The organism is Methylotuvimicrobium sp. KM2, from assembly GCF_038051925.1.
Lineage (GTDB): Bacteria > Pseudomonadota > Gammaproteobacteria > Methylococcales > Methylomonadaceae > Methylotuvimicrobium.
The window spans coordinates 493530-518170 of sequence record NZ_CP150634.1 but is presented as its reverse complement, the minus strand read 5'-3'; the positions used below and the strand labels follow the sequence as shown (position 1 = coordinate 518170).

Below are 24641 nucleotides of genomic sequence, written 5' to 3'. Positions count from 1 at the left end.
ACGCTTCATACGGGCTACGCGCTCGAATTATCTATCGAAAAATTAGATAAGGAGTCCGAATCTACAAACTTTCTCAGTAACAGGAATTAAGCCATGACTGAATTCATTATCGAGGTATCGAGCGGGCTTATCCTAGCCGGGATCGTTGTCTTTACTCCTATCCGCCGCAGTTTGCTGACCCGACCGCTGTTCAAGGTCATGCGCCGTAACCTGCCGCCGATGTCGCAAACCGAACGCGAGGCGCTCGAAGCAGGCAATACTTGGTGGGACGCCGAGCTGTTCACGGGCCGTCCGGACTGGACCAAACTCGCGGCGCTGCCCGCGGCGCGCCTCAGCGACGAGGAGCGCGCCTTTATCGACGGACCGGTGGAAACCCTGTGCGCGATGCTCGACGACTGGGACATCACCTTCAAGCGCCGCGACTTACCGACGGAAGTCTGGGACTATATCAAACAACATAAATTTTGCGGCATCATCATACCGAAGCGTTACGGCGGACTGGCGTTTTCCGATTTCGCGCATTCGCAAATCGTCATGAAACTCGCCAGCCGCAGCACGACCGCCGCGGTCACGGTCATGGTCCCGAATTCATTGGGGCCGGCCAAATTATTGCTGGCCTACGGCACCGAACAGCAAAAGAATCATTATCTACCGCGTTTGGCCGACGGCCTCGAAATACCGGCATTCGCGCTAACCGGCCCGCTGGCCGGCAGCGATGCCGGCGCAATGCCCGATACCGGCATCGTCTGTTATGGCGCGTTCGAAGGGAATGAACGAGTTTTGGGCATACGGCTCAATTGGGAGAAGCGTTATATTACGCTAGGCCCGGTCGCCACGGTGCTCGGACTGGCATTCAAGCTTTACGATCCCGACCGACTGTTGGGCGAAACAGAAGACATCGGCATTACCGTCGCGCTGATTCCGACCGATACGCCGGGCGTTTCGATCGGCCGCCGCCATTTTCCGCTCGATTCGGCCTTCCAGAACGGCCCTAACTGGGGCAAGGACGTCTTCATTCCGCTCGATTGGATCATCGGCGGCGCGGCACAGGCCGGTCAAGGTTGGAAAATGTTGATGCAGAGTCTCGCCACCGGCCGCGCGATTTCGCTGCCGGCGCTGAGCGTCGGTGCGGCCAAAGTCATCTGCCGTAATACCGGCGCCTATGCGCGGATCAGGCACCAGTTCAATCTGCCGATCGGCGCGTTCGAAGGCATCGAAGAGGTGCTGGCGCGCATGGCCGGCAACACCTATTTAATGGACGCCGCGCGGCAAGTTACCTGCGCGGCGCTCGATGCCGGCGAGAAACCGGCGGTAATATCGGCGATTTTGAAATATCAACTCACCGAAGGCATGCGGCGGATCGTCAACGACGGCATGGATATTCAAGGCGGTTCGGGCATTTGTCTGGGGCCTTCCAACGCAATCGGCCGTTTGTATCAAGTCGTCCCGGTCGGTATCACGGTCGAAGGCGCGAACATTCTGACCCGCACGATGATGATTTTCGGCCAAGGTTCGGTCCGCTGCCACCCTTTCGTACAACAAGAAATGCAGGCACTGAACCAAACAGATGCGGCCAAAGCCTTGCGCGAATTCGACTCGATATTATGGCGACATCTCCGTTTTTTTCTGAACAATGCGATAAGAGGACTCTGGTTCGGCTTTGGCGGCTCGCGGATGATCTCCGCGCCCGGCGACCGCGAAACGAAGCGTTATTACCGGCAATTGACACGGCTTAGCACAGGCTTTGCGCTGGCAGCCGATGTCGCGCTGCTGACGCTGGGCGGCCGACTCAAACGTAAGGAACGCATTTCCGGCCGGTTGGCCGACGTACTGAGCCACTTGTACTTGTGTTCCTGCGCACTCAAACATTTCGAGAATCAAGACGCGCCCTCGGACGACCTGCCGCTGTTGCATTGGGCCTGCCAAGACAGCCTGTATCGCGCCCAACAATCGTTATTGGAGGCACTTCGACTGTTGCCGTCAAAACTTTCGCCCGGCTTGCTGCGTGCTTTGTTGTTTCCGCTCGGCAAACCCTGCGCGCCACCGAGCGATAGTTTGACCGGTCCTCTCGCAAAATTGCTATTGACCGACAACCCGGCGCGCGAGCGTTTGACCGACGGCATTTATATCAATACCGATGCAGACGATCCTACCGGCCGCATCGAGACGGCCTTCAAGGCAGTACTCGAAGCCACACCGGCCGAGGCAAAAATCCGCGCCGCGCAAAAACAAGGGGCGTTACCCAAAGGAATGCCTTCATCCGTACTAGAGCAGACATTGGCTTCGGAATTGATCGACAAGGACGAATTCGCATTGCTCGAAAAAGCCGAGCAAGCCAAAATGAAAGCGATCGCGGTCGACGATTTCGCGCCGGAACAATTGACCGGCGGTACTTAACTTCACCTGATTAGCAAGATGCTTCAGCTTGCCGAAGCCAAGTGTCCGAGCTGGGGTTAGTCGTAGTCGCAAAAACTAAAATATGCTGTTACCCAAGCTCCAGCTTGGGTAACCTGTTCAGGAAGCTCTAGCTTCCCGATAATCAAGAAAGAGCGAGCGAGTCGGGGGTGATTGAGAATGCGCGGAGGTTGTGTCGGTCTCAGGAAGCTGGAGCTTCCGGTGTGTCTTTCCCAAGCTGGAGCTTGGGAAAGAGCGTGATGTGGGTTGGCCGTTTTTAGCTTGACGCGCATGGCTTGCGACCCCCGCCCTGCTAAGGATATGCTGATCTTTGGGCTTTAGCTGAAGAAACTTGCTAATCAGGTAACTTCATGCCATCCATGGCGTTATGCAAAATCGAGATTCACGGCGACCTTTGACGACACACCGGTGCCGAATTTTAATCTGCAATGAGCATATCAAATCCCTTTTTGTTCCTTGGTTAATTGCTTTAACCAGCCCTCCACTTGCGGACTCAACTCTTTTTTTCCGCTTATTTTCAGGGTTTGCGCCAAATAGCCGTGTTCAACCAACGGCAACGGCAGCACGCCCTGCCCGCCCATGCCGTTATGGGCTGTTATGCTGCTATCTTTAGCATCGGCCAACAAAATACTACCGGCCAATTCGAGCTTGTCCATATCCACAACTATCAGGTTGTTCGCGAATTTGCTGGCGACATAAGCATAGTAACCGCCGCCTTTTTTCATGCCGAAATGAACGCCATGACAACCCGCCTCGCAAGGCAAGCTTTTAACGACTTTATTCGTTGCGGTATCGACAATCGTGATGCTCATACTCAAGGTATTCGCGGTCACCACATACTTACCGTCCGGGCTCACCGGCGTTTGTATCGGCAATAAGCCGTATGCCTCGCCGCTGATTTTTCCGGAAATCGGGTCGTAATCGGCGGCGAGATCGATGTCGGACAATTTCTTCTTGCCCGGAATATCGATAACCGTCAAACTGCTTAACAGCGGCGGCGTGCCCAACAGATTGGCGGCATAGGCGCGTTGACCGTCAGGCTTTCCCCACACAGCTATCGGAATGACGCCTCCGGTCGGAATCATGGTGTTTTTTTCGGTGTCGAGATCGACGACCGACACGCTACTTGCCAAGGCATTCGGGGTTACCATGTATTTACCGTCATCGGTAATGAAATGCCCGTGAGGTCCGCTATTTTTTCCGGTGTTGATACTTTTGATTGCCGCAGGACGGCTGCCGCCTTTCATTTTAACGACATGCTCGCTATTGTTGATCGCAACATAAAGATTATCATCGCCGGGACGCGTCAAGACATGCGATGGGGATTCACCGACTTCGACGTTACTGGTCACTTTGCCGCTTTCGCGCTCGAAGGTCATCAGTCTTTTATCGAACCATTGCGTCTGATAAATATATTGATAGCGCTTATCGGACCACATATTATGCGGGTGATTTAGATCTTGCTCGACGCCCTTGACTTTGTTGACTAATTTCCAGTTAGCCGCGTCGATACGGGTTGCCGAACCGGGTTTGGTTTTTCCTTCGATCATTTCGAATTGGGTATTCACCCAAACCTCGCCGACACCGGGCGTTTTGGGATTGAACAACTTATTCGGCATGGACAAACTCAATGCGCTGAGACTGATGGTTTGGCCTTTGATATTCAATGGAATATCCGGAAGACTCACTTTCCATTCCGGCTCCCGATAATCGCGCCATAAGTCCGGCGTGGTAACCACGAAAAAGGTACGCAGTAAACGCTTGGCGATATCGCTATCGGCCGGGACTTTTATGCCGGTCACCAAAGCCAGTTCGGAACCGATATCGAGACCTTCGGTTGCCGGATCGTCGACCACGACGGCACCGAACATATACGGATGAACTTTACAGGTAAAGACATAAAGCCCTGGTGTGTCCAAAGCTTCAGTAATACTCACGTTAGACGGTTGGTCTTGGTCGATCGGAAAATCCTTCGCACCCGCCGGCCAAAGCAAGCTGGTTATGGTGTGTTCGGTTCGGGTGTCGCCCATTTTTATTTGTACCGCTTGCCCCGGTTTTAACACCACCAAGGCATCACCGTCGACCGGATCTTTAAACCACAAACCGGGCTCGTCGGTCATTTCCAAGGTTGCCGAAGGCATCAACCCCGGCGTACTTAGGATAGCGTCATCCAAGTCGGCTTTAGCCGCCTGTGCATTCCAGCTCAACATAATTCCGGCAATCATTGTTGCTAAATAAGTTTTCTTGTAGCTCTTCATGATATTCACCTTCCAATTTTTATATTTGTTTTAGGATTAATTTTTGGCCGATTCGAAGACTTTGAATCCGCCCATCATGCCGCTTTGCATGTGTTGCAACACATGACAGTGGTAATGCCACATACCCGGCCCGACGCCTTCGCCGGCTTTGACTACGAACGACTCTCGTTGAATCGGTCCGATATTGAAGGTATCGACGATATGTGTCGTGCCCGGTTGAATCCAGCGATGAGCATGTAAATGAAAAGTATGAAACGCGGTGCCGATACCGATGACGTGGAAACGAACCAGTTCGTTCTCACGCGCGCCTAGCGTGGGGTTAGTCCAAAGCGGTACTTGACGGTTCGCGATATTATTGACTTCCATGCCCCAGAACGTGGTTTCATGCATCCATAAAATAAAATCCCGCTTAATGTCCTTTATAGCCACGTTTTGGACTTTGCCGTCGATCAAAGCCGGCACCTTGCCGCTTTTCGGATTGATAATCAGCGTTCCGTATAAACCTTTATCCTCGGCGCCTAACTTAGGATTGCCGAAAGTATGATCGTGATAAGGCCAAGTACCCGCCGTGCCGACTGCAGCAGTCCATTTATAGGTGTAAGGTTTACCGGGAAAAGCGGCTTGGTCGTTGACGTGATTTAGTATTTTCATGGTTCCGTCACTGTCGATTTTGTAATGTACGCCATGAACATGAATACTGACCGGATCGTTGGAACCTTTGATGCCGTGCTCCAAGGTGACTTCTGCTTTATCGCCTTCGGTCATGACGATAGCCGGCCCCGGTATCGATGCCTCCGGGCTGTACCTTTGCGTGATGTCTTCGACTTTACCGGAAGGGCTTTTAATCTTGTGCTTGACCATTTGATAGGCTAATTGACCGGAGTCCAGAGCCACCGCTTTCAGTGTGATCGAATGAACAGACCCTGTCTCGGCTCCAGCCAGCATGGAAAATGCCATCAACCCGGCAAACATAGAGACTGCTAGTGTTTTATACATATCGATTGCCTCATTGAGTTAAAACGTTACCGAAGACTTGTTGTTTTGCATAATAAATAAGAAACAAGCCGCTTAGCCTAAGCATTAGCGCTTATTAATTTTCAGTCTTCGGCACCTTGGTCGATATCACAATCGGAAAGCAAACGTTCGCTTTCCGAAATCCCCGATATCGAAGCCTGCGATTTCCATTAACCGAAGCATCCGGCAATCGAGTGAAAAAGTGGCTATTAACCGGATATTCGATTTATGAAAGTCGCAAGGCAGGGTCACTATGGCACAATAATATAACTTTAACAATATATATATTGTTAAAGTTATCTATCGATTCGATACTTTTATGCGTTTCGCATACGCAGCAGTAAGGCGACAAACTTTTTGGCAGTGCTTGTTTCTAAGGATTTCGTAATATACCTATCGGAGATCAAAATTCGGCACCGGGGTGCCCGTCAAAGGACGCCGTGAATACATCCCTGTAGGCTCTATGCCAGCTCCATGCTGGCCCCTCACCTAGCGTTAGGTGAGGGGCCGAGCACCCCGGTGCCTTCTAAGGCACTGCCGAAATTTGAAGTGCGAAGGGTATAAATAAAGCCCTGTAGCTATGAGCTTTGTGAGGGGTCGGTAACTCGTGTTCGGCGACAATGAGACGCTTTTACGATCAGATGGGAGTATGTAACCGCAGGGTTACTTTCGTGTATTTCGTGATTTGCGTGGAGTGCTTGTCGAATTTAGAATAATAGGCGTGGGATTTGCGTATTATGACAAGCGGAGGACCGTGGCAGCTTGAAAAACAGGCATTAACAATTTGGCAAGAGTGCTCGCCTACTGTTGGAAAATAAAAAAATAAAATCCCCACCCCAACCAGCTCAGAACCAATAATAACCAAGGCAACCAGTGTTGCCGGTAAACGACCCGCTCAACAATAGTCTGATTTTCAGACTCGGCAGAATCCGATTGTTGACCGGAAACTTTCTTGAGCTTCCGATTCAACTCTCTCGCCTTTTGCTTTTGCTGCTTCTTGTAAAGATCGATGCCTTTTTCGATTCCTTGCGCAATCAACTTCGTTTGTTCTTTGGTTTGAGCGGGACGTTGCGTTGACTTGGCGATTTTCAGCGCCTCCGCTTGAGTTTCCGGAGACGGCTTTTGCTTAATGTTTTTGGCCATGTTCTGTATTTTTTATCTTAGAAAAAGCATTTCACCATGAAGGTCATGAGGAATAATAAGTTATAGTGTTCGCGCATCAAATTTCGTTTTTTTACCCCCTCATCCCAACCCTCTCCCGGAGGGAGAAGATCTTGAAGCGCCGAAATTTGACGTGAGAAAAGTATATGACCAAATCCTTAATTGCTATTAAGCCTTACGGTAAATCATGACTCGAACCGACTCCACAAAAAAACTCTTACGTCTTTATCCCGCCCCATCCCTGGAAGAGCCTATTAATGGCTTGTATATGACGCATAGAGTCCATGAATTAGGAAGTCCGGGGTTGCCTTTCGTCTATGCTAACTTTCTTTCCAGCTTAGACGGGCGTATCGCACTAGAGGACATTGATAAAGGCCTTTCTTTTATACCCAAGCATTTAACGACGGCTTCCGATTTCAGTTTATTCATGGAGTTGCATGCACAAGCCGACTGCCTGATAACACATGGGGGCTACATGCGCGCATTGGGCGAAAAACGATTAGGCAATATTTTGCAGGTCACGGACAAAGATTTGCTCGAATGGCGGCGCATCAACGGTTTACCCGAGCAGCCTGCAATCGTTATTGCTAGCGCCAGCTTGAACTTCCCCATCCATAGCAGTTTGCTGGAAACAAAACAAACGGTCTATATCGCCACCGGAAAGAATGCGTCGCCGGAACGAATTCGCTTTTGGCAAGCACAAGGATTTCCGGTTTTATCTGCCGGCACTGACAGGATGGTCGAAGGCGCACCTTTACTCAATATATTGGCAAGCCTTGGGCTCAAAAGCATTTATTTGATAGCCGGCCCGAAAATGCTTGATACCGTAGTTCGGGACAAACAATTATCGCGACTGTATCTGACGCTCACCCATCAATTGATGGGTGGCAATGATTTTCGTACCTTACTGACCGGTTCCGCATTAGGACAAGTAGGAAATCTAAAACTCGAATCGCTATTCCTGGAATTGGACTCTCCCGCCGGCGCAGGTCAGTTTTTTGCCCAATTCAGTCTGCCCTATTCTTATGTCTCAGGAAAGTAAATTTGTTGCTAGCCGAATTCCGTCGCCGGAGTGCGCGCCAAGCAACGATCCGGCGTCTCAACTCAAGAGCTCATTGGCTATGATTGATCACTCGGATAATCTATCTTTAATACGCTGGTAAGTAGATTTCAATTCTTCGCCGATTATTTCCGCTTTTTCGATCAATCCTTCCTTACTCCCGCTGGTTTCCTTGCTAATTTTGTTCAGCTCGGCTAAAAAATGATCTCTTTGCTTTTCGGCCCGCTCCCATTCCTGCTTGGATTCCAAGCTTGCCAAATGGAGTTGAATTTTGACCTCGTCCCTTAATTGCTCCAAACCCTCGGCAAATTTATTTAACTCTTGTAGTAAACCCATAATAACCTCTTTAAATTACTCGGTTAATCAATTACATCAGTCGATCAAGATTGGACTATACCCCGACTCTTAAGATCAATCCAATCTTATCGCTTCAAGTCATGGCTTTCTTCGGTCGTGATCTATACCTTTCGCACTTCAAATTTCGGCAGTGCCTGAGGAGGCGCCAGGGTGCTCGGCCCCTCACCTAACGCTAGGTGAGGGGCCAGCATGGAGCTGGCATAGCCTACAGGGATGTATTCACGGCGTCCTTTGACGGACACCCTGGCGCCGAATTTTGATCTGCGATGGGGTATATCAAAGACCGCCACGGTTCAACACGCCTAATACGTCAATCACGCGCGAACAATAGGCCAATTCATTATCGTGCATCAACGAAAGCCCCAAGTGCCGGCCGCTACTAAGCGTCAAATGGTTCATTACCACGACAGCCGAATACGGTAGCCCTAGATAATCGATACTGGCTTTTTCATGACCCCAGGCTCCGTAGTCACAATGAATTATCCCCTTCATATCGGTCCGTGCATGATGTTCGAACAACTCCATGCACTCTTCGCGCGACGTATCTCTCGATAAATTGGCGGTCAGATCGATAACCGAAACGATTGCGGTGGGAATTCGGTAGGAAAGCGAATCGAGCTTACCCTGAAGAGAAGGCAACACCAACGCAGCCGAATGAGCGACATTGGTCTTGGTCGGCAAAATCGACACCGCACTGGACCTGCCGAGATGAGAAGTCGCATGATAACCGTCGAGTACGCGCTGATCGGATAGGGCGGGATGAATGGTGATGATTCTCGCGTAATCGATGCCTATATGTTTTTCCAGAATCGAAAACAACGGCACTAACGCATTGCCGGTACAAGTACTCGCCGAAATGACATGATGACGCTCCGGGTCGTATTGATTGTCGTTGACGCCGTATACCATGCTCAAATCGCAACCGGGTATATTAGTGGTACAAACGACTTTTTTGGCGACTTTATGTTTGATGATCGATCGCAAATCTTCAATTGTGGCGGTACCGGTCGCATCGAACAATACATCGAGCTCGTACTTACGCAGATGGCCGAAGCTGTCTTCATCCGGCGAAGCACGGCGTCTATCGACTCGTTGGTAATGTATCGTCTTACCGGAGACGATCAAGTTATTACCGTCGCAGTCTAAACTAAAGGGAGGATTGCCGTAAGTACTATCGTGCGATAATAGGTAAGCAACCTGATCCACCGACATCACGTCGCACATGACTTGGATATCGAAACGCCCGGAGGCCAGTTCGGCGTAATTTGCACGCAGCATGCCTCGACCTATACGACCGAGACCGACAATACCAACTCGTAAACTCATCTTACCCCCTTTGTTATTATTATGATGATGTCTACCGGTCTGGGATTATAAACATATAGCCCAAAAGGCGTTAGGCAGCGCTCCAATTAGCCATATCCATTCTTTCATTACATTAGACGATCAATTCGATACCGAAGGCTCTGTATCATCGGCAATGACCACTTGGTTGCGACCGCTTTGTTTGGCTTGATAGAGGGCGACATCGGCTCTTTTTATTATCGAATCCGGAGACTGATCGTCATAGCGCAATTGAGTCACGCCGCAACTGACCGTAAACGAAAGAGCTTGATTGCCGGATTCGATTGTTGTCCGGGCAATTTGCATGCATAAGCGGTTCGCGATTTGCGAGGCTTCGGCCAATGGCGTTTCCGGCAACAAAATCGTAAACTCCTCCCCGCCGAAACGGCTGAAAGTATCGTTTTTTCGAAGTATCGTCGTACTGACTTTGACCATTTCTATGATTACTTTATCGCCGATGTCGTGCCCATAGTTATCGTTAATGCTTTTGAATCGATCGATATCGAATACCATCAAAATACTGGGATGCCGATATCTTTGCACGCGTTCGAGCTCTTTCTTGAGCGCGTCCAGAAAATAACGCCGATTATACGCGCCGGTTAATGGATCGCTCATCGCTAGTTGTGTCAGGCGGGTATTGGCTTCTTTCAATGCCGTCGTCAATCGTTGCAATTTTAATTGATGCCTAACCCTTGCCTTGACTACGGCCGAGGAAAAGGGCTTGGTAATGTAATCGACAGCACCGAGATTCAAACCTTTTTCCTCGGTTTCGGCATCGGGAATACCGGTAATAAAAATAACCGGAATGTCAGCTGTGGCTTGAGATTGCCTTAAATGCTCCAACACTTCGAAACCGTTGAGCCCTGGCATCGAAATATCCAGCAAAATCAAATCGGGCAAACTCGTGCCTGCTATTTTCAAACCTTCTTCGCCGCTTAACGCAAAAATAATATTGGCCTGCGATTTCAATAGCCTTGAAAGTACGACAATATTTTCCTTGGCATCGTCGATGATCAATATCGTTTGCATGGCGTCGGGCTCGGTCATGGTTTTACCTTTTTAGAATTGGGCTGCTCAGGATTGTGAATGCGTCATTAGCGTTAAATTCAAACCGACGTGCGTAAACGGTCCCTCAATTCTTTAACGCAATCGGCAGCTACGGCAAAATCAAGATCCATTAAATAATTTTTTATTATTGCCAATTCTTGAGCATATCCGCCGCTCATCCGGCGTTCCAGCTCCTCCAGACAATCTTCGGCCTGCCAATTATTCGCTTCCAGAAAATCGATCAAACGCTCGCACAATGCCACGGTTTCATTGACGCCCCCGGTTGTCATTTCCGAACAATTCCGCGACTCTTCTACGAGACCTGGAGTATCGCTTAGCTGTCGCCAACCGTCCATTTCCTCGACAAATCGATTCATTTCGTAAGCAAAATTAGAGAGTGCTTCAGCAACCATTGACGCGTCCGACTGCCGCAGCTCGGATTCTAATTGAGCCGCGGTCTCGAAGACCTTCAAAATATGGAGATTGCCGGCAACGCCTTTAATAAGATGCGCTTTATCGGCTGCATTTTCCGGTTTTTCTTCGGCTAACATGCCCGCGATCGAATCCGCTGCGCTACCTTGTTCGTCTGCGAATTTAAGCAAGAGTTTGATTAATAGAGACTCGTCGTCCTGCAATAAACGCAAGGCCGATTGGACATTAACGGTCTCAAGAGATGCCAGCCCAGGCAAGCATTGACTCGACTTCATTGTCGGGGCCTGGTTTTCAGGCAATACGGGGGACTCGTGATCCCCGCTCAATACTGTCCATCGGGCCAGTTTCGAAAATAACTGTTCAGGATCGATCGGCTTACCGATATGATCTTGCATACCGGTCGCCAAACATTGTTGCCGGTCCGATTCGATGGTATGCGCCGTCATCGCTATAATGGGCAATTTATCGAAACGCGAATCCTTGCGGAGAATCGTCGTCGCTTCATAACCGTCCATCTCCGGCATCTGCAAATCCATCAGCACGGCATTATAACTCGGCTCGTCGGCAGTTTGCCGAAGTCGGTTTACCGCTTCCAATCCATTGTTGACAATATCAACGACAACACCGGCACTTTCCAACGTTTTGCGCACAACCTCCTGATTGATTTCGTTGTCCTCGACAATCAATACTCGAATCCCTCGTACCGCTGTTTCGTAAAATAGTGCGTTTGCCGTCTCATGGCGGTTTTTAAGGTTTTCAATCAATGCTTCCTTTCCGCAAGCATTTAAGATCGCATCCATCAGACAAGACGGCGTGCTCGGTTTATTCATCAGCGTAATATTGGGGAATTGTCCCGATACCTTCTTGATACTCTCGGCTTCGAGCGACGAAACATTGATGATGATCGGTGTCTTTTTTCCGAACGCACTCGTTTCCAAAGCTTTAAGAATATCCGCCTTATCGGCGTCACTCATTTTCCAATCCAGCAAAACCAATTCCAGCGCGGACTGCTCGGAATCTTGATGTTCCCGCAATATGTCCTGTAATTTCATTTTTCCGAGAGAACACAGGGTCACATTAAAACGCAGATCGCGCAGCATCGTTTCGAATATCCCGCAGGCTGTTTCATTTTCGCAAATCAACAATACATGCCAACCTTCCAATTCGGCCGGAATATGATCAACGGGCTTACTATCGGGAACGACATTCAGCGGCAGTGTAAAATAAAACTCGCTTCCGGCGCCTTCGGCGCTGTCGACACCGAGCTCTCCCCCCATCATTTCGACCAAGTGTTTACTGATCGTCAGACCTAAACCGGTTCCGCCGAAATGGCGTGTTGTCGAACTATCGGCTTGTGTGAACGAATCGAAAATCCGGCTTTTTTGCTTTTCGGATAAGCCGATTCCGGTATCCTTGACGCTAAAGCGCAATTGATCGTCTCCTTCGGTTTTGACCGAAATGACGACTTCGCCTTGTTCGGTAAACTTTATGGCATTGCTGCACAAATTGGTCAGCACTTGAATCAAGCGCAACGAATCGCCGATCATGCATAATGGCACGCCCAGGCCGCGATCGATTAATAAATCCAAATGTTTCTCAGCCGCGACCGGCTCTAGCATCGAGCCGATATTTTCCAATACCGCATCCAAATTGAATTCGACATGCTCGACATCGAGCTTACCCGATTCGATTTTGGAAAAGTCCAAAATATTATTGATAATGCCGAGCAGATTTTCCGAAGATAGCTGAACTTTGTGCAAATAATCCCGTTGCACTTCATTCAGTTCCGACTTAAGCACCAGGCGATTCAGACCGATGATCGCATTGAGCGGCGTCCGGATTTCATGGCTCATATTCGCCAAAAATTCGGCCTTCGCTTTTGCAGAAACTTCTGCAGCTAGTTTTGCCTTGGCCAATTCTTCCTCGGATCGCTTGCGGGCAGTCACATCCATGACCAAGCCTTCCCAGATAATATCTCCGTTATCCTGTAAATGCGGTCTGGAAGCGGCATGAAACCATTTCCATTCGCCGTTAGCCGTCATCTGGCGTGCTTCGAAATTCCAAGGGGATAAATGAATCGCGGAATCCAAAACGCTACTTTGAAATCCGGGCAGATCGTCCGGATGTATCGTATGTACAATAGGAGTGGCGTCATTTGCGACAGCGGCCGGCTCGACGCCGAATATTTCTTTACAACCTCGGCTTGCATAAGGAAACGAAAAAACGCCCTCCGGCGTCATCCGAAATTTATAAATGAACCCGGGTACATTGGATGCCAAGCGCTCGTAGCTGGCATTTTGAGCCTCCAACTGACGAGCTACTTTAATTTGTTCGGTAATGTCGACAAAACTGACCAAATAACTAGCTAAACCTTGCTCATTCGCTTGCAAGGGTACCGATGTCATACGCACATGCAGCGAATTTCCGACTAGATTTTCAAATTCGCATTCGGTTTCGGACTTTTTTTTCCGTAACACATCCCAAACCCTGGTTAAATGCGACTTTGCCGGCGATACGATTTCAAGAAGAGGAACATCAATCAGATCCGCTTCAGAACCGCCGACCAACTTACATAACGCCGGATTAGCAAAACGAATCACACCCAAATCATCCAGCAAGCAAACACTTTCACCCAAACATTGCAAAACACTTAACACATCGCTTTGAGCTAATTTAGCGCTATTGCTTTGCTGTAAGGATTTGGGCCATAAATGAAATGCCGCAAAACTCAAACCGGAAACCTCGACTTGGGACACCGACGCGGTATATTCCATGCGAATCCCTCTGCTGTGTCGCCAAGACAAAGGAAAAACCGGAAGATAGCGATCCTTCCCGATAAGCGGCCACCACTCTTCCCGCCATTGATCGACATCGAGCGACGGAATTAAACGATCCAATGATATACCGTTTAATTCGTCATCACCGTAACCGAAAGTCTGTAAAAAACGTTCATTGGCATAGCCGATAGCACCTGATGCGTCGACCCATAAATTAGCGACGGGCGCTTGGTCAAAGGCGGCTAATTTAGCGGCCAATTTAGGCAGCTGACTCCAAACCGGTTTTTGGAAAGACATTTACAACCATCACTCCGCTGAATAAAAAGAAAAGTCGCGCTTTATTGTTATACCTCTCGCACTTCAAATTTCGGCAGTGCCTGAGGAGGCGCCCGGGTGTCCGATCCCTCAGCTAACGCTAGGTGGGGAACCAGCATGGAGCTGGCATAGAGCCATGGTCGTATCACCCAGGCGCCGAATTTTGATCTACGGCGGGTATATCGTAATCCTTGACTATTAGAATAGATCAAATTCCCGGACCTGTATTTTGTCATTTGCTGTTTGAACGCTTGGCTTTAAAGGTATTGCTCTAATCCGTATCGGCTTATGTTGCCTTGTTTTCAAGGGTTCCATCGCTTTTTGCTCGGCTATTTGAACAGGCAATTTGCGCTGTTTAACCGGAAATACCCGAGGACTGGGGTATTGAGCTAATAGTGCCGAAACCGGTACTAATTCGACTCCGATTCGATCCAAATCCGACAATTTTTCCCGTAAAACCTTTAACGTATTCACTCTCGGATGCCCAATCGCCACGGCATAACCACGCCGTTTTGCGATCGAAACAAGCAACTCGAATTGTTCGCGGATCCTAATTTTCGAATCCTCATGATCCAAAAAAACATCCCGACTCAAAGCAGGGACTCGATGCGCATCCGCAACCTTTTTGGCTACCGAATGATCGGTCGTCACACTGTCGATAAAATACAAAGCATCGGGCTTCCTCGCTAAGACCTCCATTAGCCAGCCCATCATTATCGGATCACGCGTCAGGGCGCTGCCCATGTGATTATTGACACCCGAAATACCCGGAACAGCCGCCAATTGCGCAGAAAATCGGCGCACAACCTCATTGCGATCCAACGAGACGGTTAGCCCGCCCGACCCCATAGGCTTGTCGCTTAGCGCCTGCATCGGCGCATGTAACATAATTTCCTTACCGTGACGCGATGCAAGTAACGCCAACCGCCTGGAATGCAAAGCAAACGGCAAAAACGAATATGTGAGATTACCCGGCAATCCAATTGCGGCAGCACCGATTCCGAGACTATTACCCATGTCGTCGATTATGATGGCGATGCGCGAACGTTCATTTAACTCTGCTGCGACCGGATGCCAGACAATAAAAAACCCCGACATCCCAAAGATTAATAAACCAATGAAATGCCGGGGTTTCATGCGCCGATCGAAACGTTAATTCCGCAAAATTGCGATCCCTTTCAGCAACATCAAGGCTTCATGAAGCGGATAATCGGTAATTTCCAATTTGCTTTTCTCTTGATCTTGCTCTGTATCCTTTTTTTCCTGCTTCTTTTTGGATTTGTTGCCATTAGTTAAATGGCGCGACAAATCGGCTTCCTTGACCGGCTTAAAGTCAGGTCCGTCGACCGATTCCAACTTATAACGATCCAATTGAATATCCGGCTCGATGCCTTCAGCTTGAATAGAACGACCCGAAGGCGTGAAATAACGCGCCGTGGTCAGCTTAACCGCCGCGCCGCCACTGGTCGGCAGAACAGTTTGTACCGAACCTTTGCCAAACGATTTCTCGCCCATGATCACTGCCCGGCGATGATCCTGCAATGCGCCGGCTACGATTTCAGATGCCGAAGCAGATCCTGCATTGATCAACACGACGATAGGCGCGCCATTGAGCACATCGTCCGGAGAGGCATTGAAACGCATTTCGGAATTTTCAATTCGTCCTTCGGTATAAACAATCAAGCCTTTATCGAGAAAAGCATCGCTAACGTCAACCGCGGCATTCAAGACACCACCCGGGTTGTTGCGTAAATCCAATACTAATCCCTTTAGCTGACCATCGTTTTCTTTTTCCAACTCCGCCATGGCCTTACGCAAACCCTCACCGGTTTTAGATTGAAAGCTGCTGATTCTCAAATAACCATAATCTTTTTCGAGAAGTCGACTTCTAACGCTTTTGACCTTGATAATATCCCGGGTAATTTCAATTTTCAAAGGCGCTTCTTCGCCCTCCCGCATAATGGTCAGAACGATGGCGCTACCGGGATCGCCGCGCATCAGCTTGACCGCATCGCCCAGCGACATTCCTTTAACCGGTTGATCGTCCAAGCGGACGACCAAATCGCCTGCTTTCACGCCAGCCCGTTGCGCGGGGGTATCGTCGATTGGCGACACGACTTTGACGAAACCGTTTTCCATCGTGACTTCAATGCCCAATCCACCAAATTGGCCCGTTGTACCTTCTTGAAGCTCTTTGTATTGATCGCCGGTCAGATAATCCGAATGCGGATCGAGTCCAATCAACATGCCGCGAATTGCATGTTCGAGCAGCTGTTTGTCGGTTACCGACTCGACATAATCGCGTTTTATACGCCCAAAGATTTCGGTAAAGGTGCGAAGGTCCTCGAAAGGCAACACCTCGGTCTCCGATGATCGACTACCTCGTTCAGCCAGGACATTACCGCCAACGCTGATAAAAATGCCCAGGAACATTCCCAGAACCAAACCCCATAAACTTTTTTTCTGCATAGCCCTAAAAACTCCAAACTTCTGATTTCCGATTTAAATAATACATTTATCCTGTGCGATCCTGGTCTGTTTTTCGGCACCACCGAACCGGATCGACGGGCTTGCCATTCTTGCGTATTCCAAAATACAGACCCGCCTTACTTCTACCACCGCTTTTACCGACCGAAGCAATCACATCGCCTGGAGCGACTCGGTCGCCGACCGTTTTATAAAGGCTTTGATTGAACGCATAGAGCGTCATATAACCATTACCGTGATCGATGATCGTCAACAAACCATAACCTCTTAGCCAATCGGCGAATACTACCTTACCTGCGGAAACCGCTCTTATTTCCGTACCTTCGCCCGCACCGATCAAAACACCATCCCAACGACTTCCCAACCTAGGGCTACCGAATTTTTTCACTAATTGACCATTAACAGGCCAAGGCAAGTCTCCTTGCGAGGATGCAAAAGGCTTAACAGGCCAATCGACTGGTTCTTGCTGCTTTATGACCGGTTTTCCCGGCTCCGGTTCAAACGGTTGTTTAATCGCCGCTTGCTGTAAGCCATTTACCAATTTTTGCAATCGAGCCTCGCCTTCCCGCAATTGACTCAATCGAAGCTTGCTGGAGGAATAATCTTTTTCCAGACGGGCCAGTAATTCCTTTCTTTGCAACCGACTTCGGTCCAAGGCCTCTTGCTCGGTTTTTTTTAACTGTAAAGTCTGCTCGAGTAATTCACTTTCCTTGAAGTTTTCCCGCTCCAGCTCGGTGAGTTCTATGACCGTTTGGCTGATTCCGGCCAACTTCTCCAGCCTCGCTTTATTTAGATAGTCGTAATAAACCATAATACGGCTGGATAGAGCCGGGTCTTCTTGGTTTAGCATCAGCTTCAATTTTTCCTTGCGGCCCATCGCGTAAGCGGCCTTAACTTGATGACTTAGCCCTTCATTCTGTTCAGCTATTTCAAGTTGCAATAATCGAGTTTTGTTGCGCAAATCCTGAATCTTTCGTTGCTTGCTATCGATTTGCCCTTGCAATTGTTTTAAGGTTGCGACGGTCTTGCCATAATATTTTTCAATTTCAGCCAACTGCGTCAATAACGCACCCTGCTCTTTTTCAATCCGCTTTATATTCCGATTGACGGCATTGATTTCGGCTTGAATTTTAACCAAGTCCTGATTTTTTTCTTCCGCTGTAACCTGAACAGATAAACCACTCAGCGCCAACCAAGCGAAGCCGACGAAAATTTTATTCATAAAGCCCTTCAAGCCTCTGCAAATGAGGATATGCCCATCATTTCAAACGGCTGCTACATACCAATACTCGTTATACCCATCGTAGATCAAATTCGGCGCCGGGGTACTCGGTCCCTCCTAAGGCGCTGCCGAAATTGGAAGTGCCAAGGGCATAGGTTCACGCCCAATTCTAATGGCGTGTTTGTCGTAATCAGTCAAAATGATTGAAAAGCGCCGCTCATTTTGTTAGATTTACTGGCTATTTAAAATTCATTTTTAATAGTCAGGTCCGGTCTACCACTATAATTATAGTAATACACGTTAGCAAATGTTGTGTATAAATATACTTCGCGGTCATATTTGCAGTTTTTACGGCAACCGACCGAAGTCTAATTCTCGACACCCCTGAGCCCACACTGCTTGGTTTTTAAGAATCGATACTCCATGGATCATGACGAAGATCATCTAATCAATAACGACGCGGAAATTGACCGGGCTGCTCGATGCTTGAAAGCTATGTCCCACCCCCTTCGTTTAAAAATACTCTGCGTGCTAGGCAGCGAATCGATTAACGTTCAGGACATAGTCGAGCAAGTCGGAACCAGCCAAAGCAACATCTCTCAGCATCTGTCTATTCTAAGAGAAAAAGGCATTTTAGGCTCTAAAAAAGAAGCCAACCGGGTTTTTTATTACATCGACGACGAACGCATGCTTAAACTCATAAAAATGATGCGTGACGTTTTTTGCACCACTTGCTAAACCAACTGTTTTTCCTTCACCTTAATTTCTAATTACCTTACCAATCACTCCATGGATCGTTTAATAGAGTTCATCTTAAACCATTATATATTGTCGCTGGCACTAGCAGTCGTCACCTTCTTGCTGATTCAAGATTTATTTGAGAGCTTGTTCAATAAATTCAAAGCACTCTCCCCTTTATTGGCAGTCGTTAAAATGAATGCCAGCGACGCGATCATTATCGATGTTCGCGAACCGCCTGAATTCATCAAGGGCGCAATCGAAAACGCCGTCAACGTGCCGCTCGGTAAACTGGAAAGCCAACTTGACGAACTCGCTCAACACAAAGACCACCCGGTCATCGTGGTCTGTCAAACGGGAACGCGCTCCGTACCGGCCTGTAAAACTTTAACCAAAGCCGGCTTCTCAGATGTTTACAACATCATCGGCGGCATGCAATCTTGGGAAGAAAACAAACTCCCTATTAAAATCGCCAGTAAAAACAAAAACTGATTTCCCCAGCTTTTTACGACATAAAGTTAAAATTTTTCTATTCATAAAAACAGGACTTAATACCCATGGCCGAAGAAAACAAGCCCGCGGAAAAACATTTCTCGATTCAAAAAATTTATACCAAGGACATTTCGTTCGAAACACCGAATTCGCCGAAGATTTTTACCGAAAAATGGGAACCGAAAGTCGATTTCAATCTCGGTACTAATGTGCAAACCTTGGAAAACGACATGTATGAAGTCTCCCTGACCGTAACCGTCACGGTCAAATGCGGCGAATCAACCGCCTATTTGGTTGAAGTCTGCCAAGCCGGCATTTATGCCTTGAAGGGATTTAGCGAAGAAGAAATGGGACCGATGGTCGGCAGCTTCTGCCCCAATATATTATTCCCTTATGCGCGAGAAGCCGTTTCGGACCTGGTTGCCAAAGGCGGTTTTCCACAACTGCTGCTGGCCCCGGTCAACTTCGATGCGCTCTATGCTCAGCACATACAACAAGCCAAACAACAAGCACCCGGCTCAAATAAGGTCAACTAAAGACTCATGACCTCAACTATCAGCGTACTCGGCGCCGGATCATGGGGCACTGCTTTAGCGATACAAGCAGCCAGAAACGGCTATCGTACGCTGTTGTGGGGACACGATCCAACCCACATTCGAACACTGCAACAGAATAGAACCAATCAGCGTTACTTGCCCGGCTTTGTTTTTCCCTGCACCCTTGAAACCAGCTCGGATCTTGCAGAAGCCGCCGCATTCAGCGACCTAATCCTGATTGCCGTTCCTAGTCGCGCTTTCAAAGATACGCTGATCAAACTACGACGATTTACCGGCCAACAGGTGCAAATCGCCTGGGCCACCAAAGGGTTCGCACCAAACGACGGCTATTTGTTACATTACTCGGTCGAACGCATATTTACCAAAGAGACTCCGGCCGCTGTTTTATCCGGTCCCACTTTTGCCCGAGAAGTCGCGGCCGATTTACCAACGGCAATTACAATCGCATCGAATCATGCCTGCTTTGCCGAACAATTGACCCGAATTTTCCACAGCGCACGATTTCGCACTTATACCAGCACCGACATGATCGGCGTACAAACCGGCGGCGCGGTTAAAAACGTTTTGGCTATCGCCTCGGGCATTGCAGACGGTCTGAATTTCGGCGCCAACACACGCGCCGCGCTCATTACACGGGGACTCCATGAAATAATCAGGCTCGGCTTAGAACTCGGCGGCCGACAAGAAACGTTCATGGGCCTTGCCGGACTCGGCGACTTGATTTTAACTTGTACCGACAACCAATCAAGAAACCGGCGTTTCGGCCTTGCACTCGGACAGAACAAAGATCGCGCCGCAGCCCGAGAAGAAATCGACCAAGAGATCGAAGGCGTATCGGCTGCAAAAGAAACTTATTTACTGGCACAAACGCACGGCATCGACATGCCGATTACCGAACAAACTTACAAGGTGCTCTATGAGAGCTTGTCGCCGTTGACAGCCGTGCAAAACCTATTGGACCGCGAATTAAAAGCCGAAAGCTAGCTAAATTTTTATAAATTCACTGTCTACGGTCTATGATTTTGTAATGGTGAATGGTGAATGGTGAAAAGATTTTATGCTGTTACCCAAGCTCCAGCTTGGGTAACCTATTCAGGAAGCTCTAGCTTCCCGACAATCAAGAAAGATTGAACAAGCGGGCGAGTCGGGGTTGATTGAGAATGTGCGGAGGTTGTGTCGGTTTCAGGAAGCTGGAGCTTCCGGTGCGTCTTTCCCAAGCTGGAGCTTGGGAAAGAGCGTGATGCGGGTTGGCCGTTTTTAGCTTGATGCGTATGACCTCAAACCCCATCCTTCGATCTACGCCGGCGCTTGGGACTTAGTCTCACCTGCGCAATGCTAACCAGCTTATTTGATTAACGCTCCGACAAACGACTGTTGCCGCCAGGCTTCATACAATACAATCGATACGGTATTGGATAAATTTAAACTGCGACTATCGGGCTGCATCGGTAAATACAGTAATTTGTCCCGTTCCATCGATGTCAAAACCGAGGCGGGCAGACCGCGCGATTCCGGTCCGAACAAAAACGCATCATTCGGCTCAAAGCCCACCTCACTATAGATTTTTTGCCCCTTGGTTGATAATGCAAACAACCTTGGCGGTTTTTGTTGCTCGACAAAATCGGCCAACGAACCGTAAACGCAAACGTTTGCCCATTCATGATAGTCCAAGCCGGCCCTGCGCAGTTTTTTGTCATCCATCTCAAAGCCCAACGGCTCGATTAAATGCAAACTCGCACCGGTATTGGCGCACAACCTAATAATATTACCGGAATTCGCCGGTATCTCAGGCTCATAGAGCACGATATCAAACATTAACGACACTTCCTTGCAACAAAAACGGCAATTAAGCCAACTTCTCTTTAGCCGGCACCTAAATCCAGCACCTAAATTCCATAGCCCATTAGCAATGTTTAATATTTTTGTTTATTTAGGTGCTGGATAAATTCGATAGGTCATTGGCAATGGTTCAACATCATGGTTAATTTAATTCTCGTACCCATGCTCTACGCTCGCCGTTATACACAAGTATAAATATACCTAATTGCACAAAACGTAGCGACCGAGCGCTAGGTCATCCGAAAAAGCTATTGGTGTTTGAGCGTTAGCGGCTTCGATAGTCGCGACGTAGGCGTCGCTCCCACAGCGCTTGTAACCCTTTGTGGGAGCGATCCCCTGATCGCGATATCGAGGCCGAGAGTGTTAAGCGACAATAAATGGTATCGAGGCCTCATTGGCTAAGATTGCAAAAGGGTAATTCATGACTTATTTATAACGATGAGTGCTCTGCGTGGGAACGATAGGTGGGTGTGAATAATCACTCCTCGACAAGCGAATCCCACGCCTAAACAAGTTTCAATGGTTATTAGGCCAAGAACAGAATCATAACTCATCTATCCGAACGGGCGTTAACTTCCAAATATCCCGGTTATAATCGCTAATGGTTCGATCGGTCGAAAACTTTCCGCTCGAAGCACAATTGAGAATACTCATTTTGATCCATCGATCAGTATCTAGGAAGGCTTTCTCGGCGCGATTTTGCGCATCGACATAACTGCGAAAATCGGCAACGGTCATCCAAGGATCGTAAGGACTTTTAATCGAATTAACAAGATCGTCGAATATACCGGGCTCCATCAGACTGAAATGACCGCACTCTATCAGATTCACGACCCTTTTTAGGTCATTATCCTGCTCAATAATTGCGTTAGGATCGTAATGCCCTTTCATTTCCTCGACTTGATCCTCTGTTAAGCCGAATAAAAAGAAATTATCCTCACCGACCTCTTCGAGAATTTCAATATTTGCACCGTCCAACGTACCGATCGTAATCGCTCCGTTCATCATGAACTTCATATTGCCGGTTCCGGAAGCCTCCTTGCCGGCCGTCGAAATTTGTTCGGACAAATCGGCTCCGGTACAAATGATCTCCATCGCGGAAACCCGATAATTCGGCAAAAAAACCAATTTTAATTTATCACCGACCTCCGGGTCGAAATTAATGACGTCGGAAACATTATTGATGAATTTAATGATTTTTTTAGCCATCACATAACCGGGCGCCGCTTTACCTCCGATTAAAACGCAACGATTAACCCAATCTTGCGTATCGCCGCGCTTGATTTTGTCGTACAAATGTATGACATGCAAAACATTGAGCAACTGCCGTTTATATTCATGAATCCGCTTGACCTGCACATCGAACAGGGCATCGGCAGACAACTCGAGGCCGAGCTCGCTCTTCTTATAGTCGATTAAGCGTTGCTTATTTTGGCGTTGAATAGCCAGCCACTTGTCACGAAACGCGGCATCCTCGGCATAAGGCTTCAGTTTTTGCAACTCCGACAAATCGGTTATCCAAGCATCGCCTATGGTTTCCGTGATCAATTCCGCCAAAGCAGGATTACAACCGGCCAACCAACGGCGCGGAGTCACGCCATTCGTCTTGTTATTAAACTTTGACGGCCATAATTCGTAAAAATCCTTGAATAGCCCTTCTTGTAACAATTTCGAATGCAATTCGGCGACACCGTTAACCGAATAACTGCCGACAATGGCCAAATAAGCCATGCGCACTTGCTTCTCCGCGCCCTCCTCGATGATCGACATGCGCCGCATTCTATCGAGATCGCCCGGCCAATGCGTCGAGACTTCGGCCATGAACTTCGCATTGATGTCGTAAATAATTTCCAACAATCTCGGCAAAAGCTGCTCAAACAAACTCACTGACCAGCGCTCCAACGCTTCCGGCAACAAGGTATGGTTGGTATATGCCATGGTGTTAGTCGTAATGCTCCATGCCTCATTCCAAGACAACCCATGAATATCGATCAATAAGCGCATCAATTCAGCCACCGCTATACTAGGATGCGTATCGTTCAATTGAAAACAGTTTTTCTCGGCAAATTCGGTAAAGTTGTTGCCATGACGCCCAACCCAGTTAGCGATAACATCCTGCAAACTGGCTGAAGCCAACAAATATTGCTGCTTCAAGCGCAATGCTTTACCGTTCTCATTGGCATCGTTCGGATAGAGCACCATCGTGATATTTTCCGCGGTATTCTTAGCGGCTACCGACTCGGCATAATCACCGGCATTGAATTCTTGCAGATTGAATTCCTCGGTCGCGGTCGATTTCCATAACCTCAACGTATTGACGGTACCGTTGTTATACCCGGGAATCGGTGTATCGTAGGGAACCGCGAGAATATCTTGCGTATCGACCCAACAAACCCTTTTGTTGCCGTTTTCATCGCTATGCGATTCGGTACGCCCTCCGAATTTGATCCGATGCGCGTACTCCGGCCTTTCAATTTCCCAAACATTGCCGTTTCTCAACCAATGGTCGGGCCTTTCCACTTGCTCGCCGTTCTGCACGACTTGACTAAACATGCCGTATTCGTAGCGCAACCCATAACCGATGACCGGAAGTTGCAAAGTGGCGCAACTATCGATAAAACATGCCGCCAATCGCCCCAAACCGCCATTGCCGAGCCCCGCATCCGGTTCGCTATCGACCAATTCCTCAATTTCCAATCCGAGATCATACATCGCGCGAGTGGCTTCGTCAGTCACGCCTAGATTGAGCATCGCATTGCTCAAGGTTCGCCCCATCAAAAATTCCATCGACAGGTAATAAGCTTTTCTGCAATCGGTATCCCTATAAGCGTTGTAAGTATTTTTCCAACGTTCGATGAGCCTGTCGCTGATGACTAAAGACAAGGCTTCGTATGCATAATACGGAGACCGACAGTTTTCGTCGCGCCCTAAGCGATAAGCGTAATAACGCTTGAAATCGGTAATCAAATGATCCTTATCCAACGACAAACTTGGGAGTTTGGTTATCGTTGGGTCCGGCTTACTTTTTTTGAAAATAGTGCTAGGCATTTTTGATGGCTCTTCGGATTGTTCGTACATATCAATCATATCGGTTTATTTTCATTAAACAAGTGATTTAAGGCGATT

General features: G+C 48.5%; 18 protein-coding genes. 6 read left to right on the top strand and 12 right to left on the bottom strand.

The annotated features are described in order from the left end of the window. Nucleotides 1–93: 93 nt before the first annotated feature. Nucleotides 94–2397, top strand: coding sequence for an acyl-CoA dehydrogenase (locus tag WJM45_RS02310; RefSeq protein ID WP_341327390.1), 2304 nt, complete (start codon nt 94–96; stop codon nt 2395–2397). A gap of 455 nt (nt 2398–2852) precedes the next feature. Here the strand turns inward: WJM45_RS02310 and WJM45_RS02305 are convergent, their stop codons facing one another. From WJM45_RS02305 to WJM45_RS02295, 3 genes are all read right to left on the bottom strand, one after another. Next, nucleotides 2853–4673: a hypothetical protein gene (locus tag WJM45_RS02305; protein ID WP_341327389.1), complete on the bottom strand. Its 1821-nt coding sequence runs from the start codon at nt 4671–4673 to the stop codon at nt 2853–2855. Between the two features lie 36 nt (nt 4674–4709). Continuing rightward, nucleotides 4710–5669 carry a multicopper oxidase domain-containing protein gene (locus WJM45_RS02300; protein ID WP_341327388.1) on the bottom strand — a complete coding sequence of 320 codons (960 nt, stop codon included), beginning with the start codon at nt 5667–5669 and terminating at the stop codon, nt 4710–4712. Nucleotides 5670–6488: 819 nt separating this feature from the next. Beyond that, nucleotides 6489–6830, bottom strand: coding sequence for a DUF2956 domain-containing protein (locus WJM45_RS02295; protein ID WP_341327387.1), 342 nt, complete (start codon nt 6828–6830; stop codon nt 6489–6491). A 205-nt stretch (nt 6831–7035) separates the two neighbouring features. Between WJM45_RS02295 and WJM45_RS02290 the strand changes: the two genes are divergently transcribed. Then, a complete protein-coding gene (locus tag WJM45_RS02290) occupies nt 7036–7890 on the top strand; it encodes a dihydrofolate reductase family protein (RefSeq protein WP_341327386.1) in 855 nt (284 codons plus the stop codon). Between the two features lie 87 nt (nt 7891–7977). On the opposite strand, the gene WJM45_RS02285 is transcribed toward WJM45_RS02290, so the two are convergent. From WJM45_RS02285 to WJM45_RS02255, 7 genes are all read right to left on the bottom strand, one after another. Continuing rightward, entirely contained in the window at nt 7978–8244 is a 267-nt protein-coding gene (locus WJM45_RS02285) for a hypothetical protein (protein WP_341327385.1), read from the bottom strand. A gap of 297 nt (nt 8245–8541) precedes the next feature. Further along, complete coding sequence (locus WJM45_RS02280; protein WP_341327384.1) at nt 8542–9591, bottom strand: glyceraldehyde 3-phosphate dehydrogenase NAD-binding domain-containing protein; 1050 nt, start codon at nt 9589–9591, stop codon at nt 8542–8544. Nucleotides 9592–9711: 120 nt separating this feature from the next. Continuing rightward, on the bottom strand, nt 9712–10656 hold the full coding sequence (locus WJM45_RS02275; protein WP_341327383.1) for a diguanylate cyclase: 945 nt from the start codon (nt 10654–10656) through the stop codon (nt 9712–9714). Nucleotides 10657–10715: 59 nt separating this feature from the next. Then, the gene (locus tag WJM45_RS02270; RefSeq protein WP_341327382.1) at nt 10716–14162 is read right to left on the bottom strand and encodes a response regulator; all 3447 of its coding nucleotides are present in this window, start codon (nt 14160–14162) and stop codon (nt 10716–10718) included. A gap of 216 nt (nt 14163–14378) precedes the next feature. Beyond that, a complete protein-coding gene (locus WJM45_RS02265) occupies nt 14379–15317 on the bottom strand; it encodes a divergent polysaccharide deacetylase family protein (protein ID WP_341327381.1) in 939 nt (312 codons plus the stop codon). Between the two features lie 15 nt (nt 15318–15332). Then, nucleotides 15333–16649: a S41 family peptidase gene (locus WJM45_RS02260; RefSeq protein WP_341327380.1), complete on the bottom strand. Its 1317-nt coding sequence runs from the start codon at nt 16647–16649 to the stop codon at nt 15333–15335. Nucleotides 16650–16695: 46 nt separating this feature from the next. Further along, nucleotides 16696–17889 (bottom strand): peptidoglycan DD-metalloendopeptidase family protein, encoded by a 1194-nt coding sequence (locus tag WJM45_RS02255; RefSeq protein ID WP_341327379.1) that lies wholly within the window; start codon nt 17887–17889, stop codon nt 16696–16698. A 423-nt stretch (nt 17890–18312) separates the two neighbouring features. On the opposite strand from WJM45_RS02255, the gene WJM45_RS02250 reads away from it, so the two are divergent. From WJM45_RS02250 to WJM45_RS02235, 4 genes are all read left to right on the top strand, one after another. Beyond that, nucleotides 18313–18627, top strand: a complete 315-nt coding sequence (locus WJM45_RS02250; protein ID WP_014146945.1) for a metalloregulator ArsR/SmtB family transcription factor — start codon at nt 18313–18315, stop codon at nt 18625–18627. Between the two features lie 51 nt (nt 18628–18678). Then, complete coding sequence (locus WJM45_RS02245) at nt 18679–19119, top strand: rhodanese-like domain-containing protein (protein WP_341327378.1); 441 nt, start codon at nt 18679–18681, stop codon at nt 19117–19119. 65 nt (nt 19120–19184) lie between these two features. Further along, entirely contained in the window at nt 19185–19655 is a 471-nt protein-coding gene (gene secB / locus WJM45_RS02240) for a protein-export chaperone SecB (RefSeq protein WP_341327377.1), read from the top strand. 6 nt (nt 19656–19661) lie between these two features. Beyond that, complete coding sequence (locus WJM45_RS02235; protein ID WP_341327376.1) at nt 19662–20660, top strand: NAD(P)H-dependent glycerol-3-phosphate dehydrogenase; 999 nt, start codon at nt 19662–19664, stop codon at nt 20658–20660. Nucleotides 20661–21020: 360 nt separating this feature from the next. Here WJM45_RS02235 and trmL read toward each other — a convergent pair whose 3' ends face one another. Together trmL and WJM45_RS02225 are read right to left on the bottom strand one after the other, a co-directional pair. Next, nucleotides 21021–21491: a tRNA (uridine(34)/cytosine(34)/5-carboxymethylaminomethyluridine(34)-2'-O)-methyltransferase TrmL gene (gene trmL / locus WJM45_RS02230; protein WP_341327375.1), complete on the bottom strand. Its 471-nt coding sequence runs from the start codon at nt 21489–21491 to the stop codon at nt 21021–21023. Nucleotides 21492–22058: 567 nt separating this feature from the next. Next, nucleotides 22059–24563, bottom strand: a complete 2505-nt coding sequence (locus WJM45_RS02225) for a glycogen/starch/alpha-glucan phosphorylase (RefSeq protein WP_341328904.1) — start codon at nt 24561–24563, stop codon at nt 22059–22061. Between the last annotated feature and the right edge of the window lie 78 nt (nt 24564–24641).

Coding starts and splice junctions, on each gene's coding strand:
- WJM45_RS02310 (WP_341327390.1), top strand. CDS start 94: ATGACTGAATTCATTATCGAGGTATCGAGCGGGCTTATCCTAGCCGGG.
- WJM45_RS02305 (WP_341327389.1), bottom strand. CDS start 4,673: ATGAAGAGCTACAAGAAAACTTATTTAGCAACAATGATTGCCGGAATT.
- WJM45_RS02300 (WP_341327388.1), bottom strand. CDS start 5,669: ATGTATAAAACACTAGCAGTCTCTATGTTTGCCGGGTTGATGGCATTT.
- WJM45_RS02295 (WP_341327387.1), bottom strand. CDS start 6,830: ATGGCCAAAAACATTAAGCAAAAGCCGTCTCCGGAAACTCAAGCGGAG.
- WJM45_RS02290 (WP_341327386.1), top strand. CDS start 7,036: ATGACTCGAACCGACTCCACAAAAAAACTCTTACGTCTTTATCCCGCC.
- WJM45_RS02285 (WP_341327385.1), bottom strand. CDS start 8,244: ATGGGTTTACTACAAGAGTTAAATAAATTTGCCGAGGGTTTGGAGCAA.
- WJM45_RS02280 (WP_341327384.1), bottom strand. CDS start 9,591: ATGAGTTTACGAGTTGGTATTGTCGGTCTCGGTCGTATAGGTCGAGGC.
- WJM45_RS02275 (WP_341327383.1), bottom strand. CDS start 10,656: ATGACCGAGCCCGACGCCATGCAAACGATATTGATCATCGACGATGCC.
- WJM45_RS02270 (WP_341327382.1), bottom strand. CDS start 14,162: ATGTCTTTCCAAAAACCGGTTTGGAGTCAGCTGCCTAAATTGGCCGCT.
- WJM45_RS02265 (WP_341327381.1), bottom strand. CDS start 15,317: ATGAAACCCCGGCATTTCATTGGTTTATTAATCTTTGGGATGTCGGGG.
- WJM45_RS02260 (WP_341327380.1), bottom strand. CDS start 16,649: ATGCAGAAAAAAAGTTTATGGGGTTTGGTTCTGGGAATGTTCCTGGGC.
- WJM45_RS02255 (WP_341327379.1), bottom strand. CDS start 17,889: ATGAATAAAATTTTCGTCGGCTTCGCTTGGTTGGCGCTGAGTGGTTTA.
- WJM45_RS02250 (WP_014146945.1), top strand. CDS start 18,313: ATGGATCATGACGAAGATCATCTAATCAATAACGACGCGGAAATTGAC.
- WJM45_RS02245 (WP_341327378.1), top strand. CDS start 18,679: ATGGATCGTTTAATAGAGTTCATCTTAAACCATTATATATTGTCGCTG.
- secB (WP_341327377.1), top strand. CDS start 19,185: ATGGCCGAAGAAAACAAGCCCGCGGAAAAACATTTCTCGATTCAAAAA.
- WJM45_RS02235 (WP_341327376.1), top strand. CDS start 19,662: ATGACCTCAACTATCAGCGTACTCGGCGCCGGATCATGGGGCACTGCT.
- trmL (WP_341327375.1), bottom strand. CDS start 21,491: ATGTTTGATATCGTGCTCTATGAGCCTGAGATACCGGCGAATTCCGGT.
- WJM45_RS02225 (WP_341328904.1), bottom strand. CDS start 24,563: ATGCCTAGCACTATTTTCAAAAAAAGTAAGCCGGACCCAACGATAACC.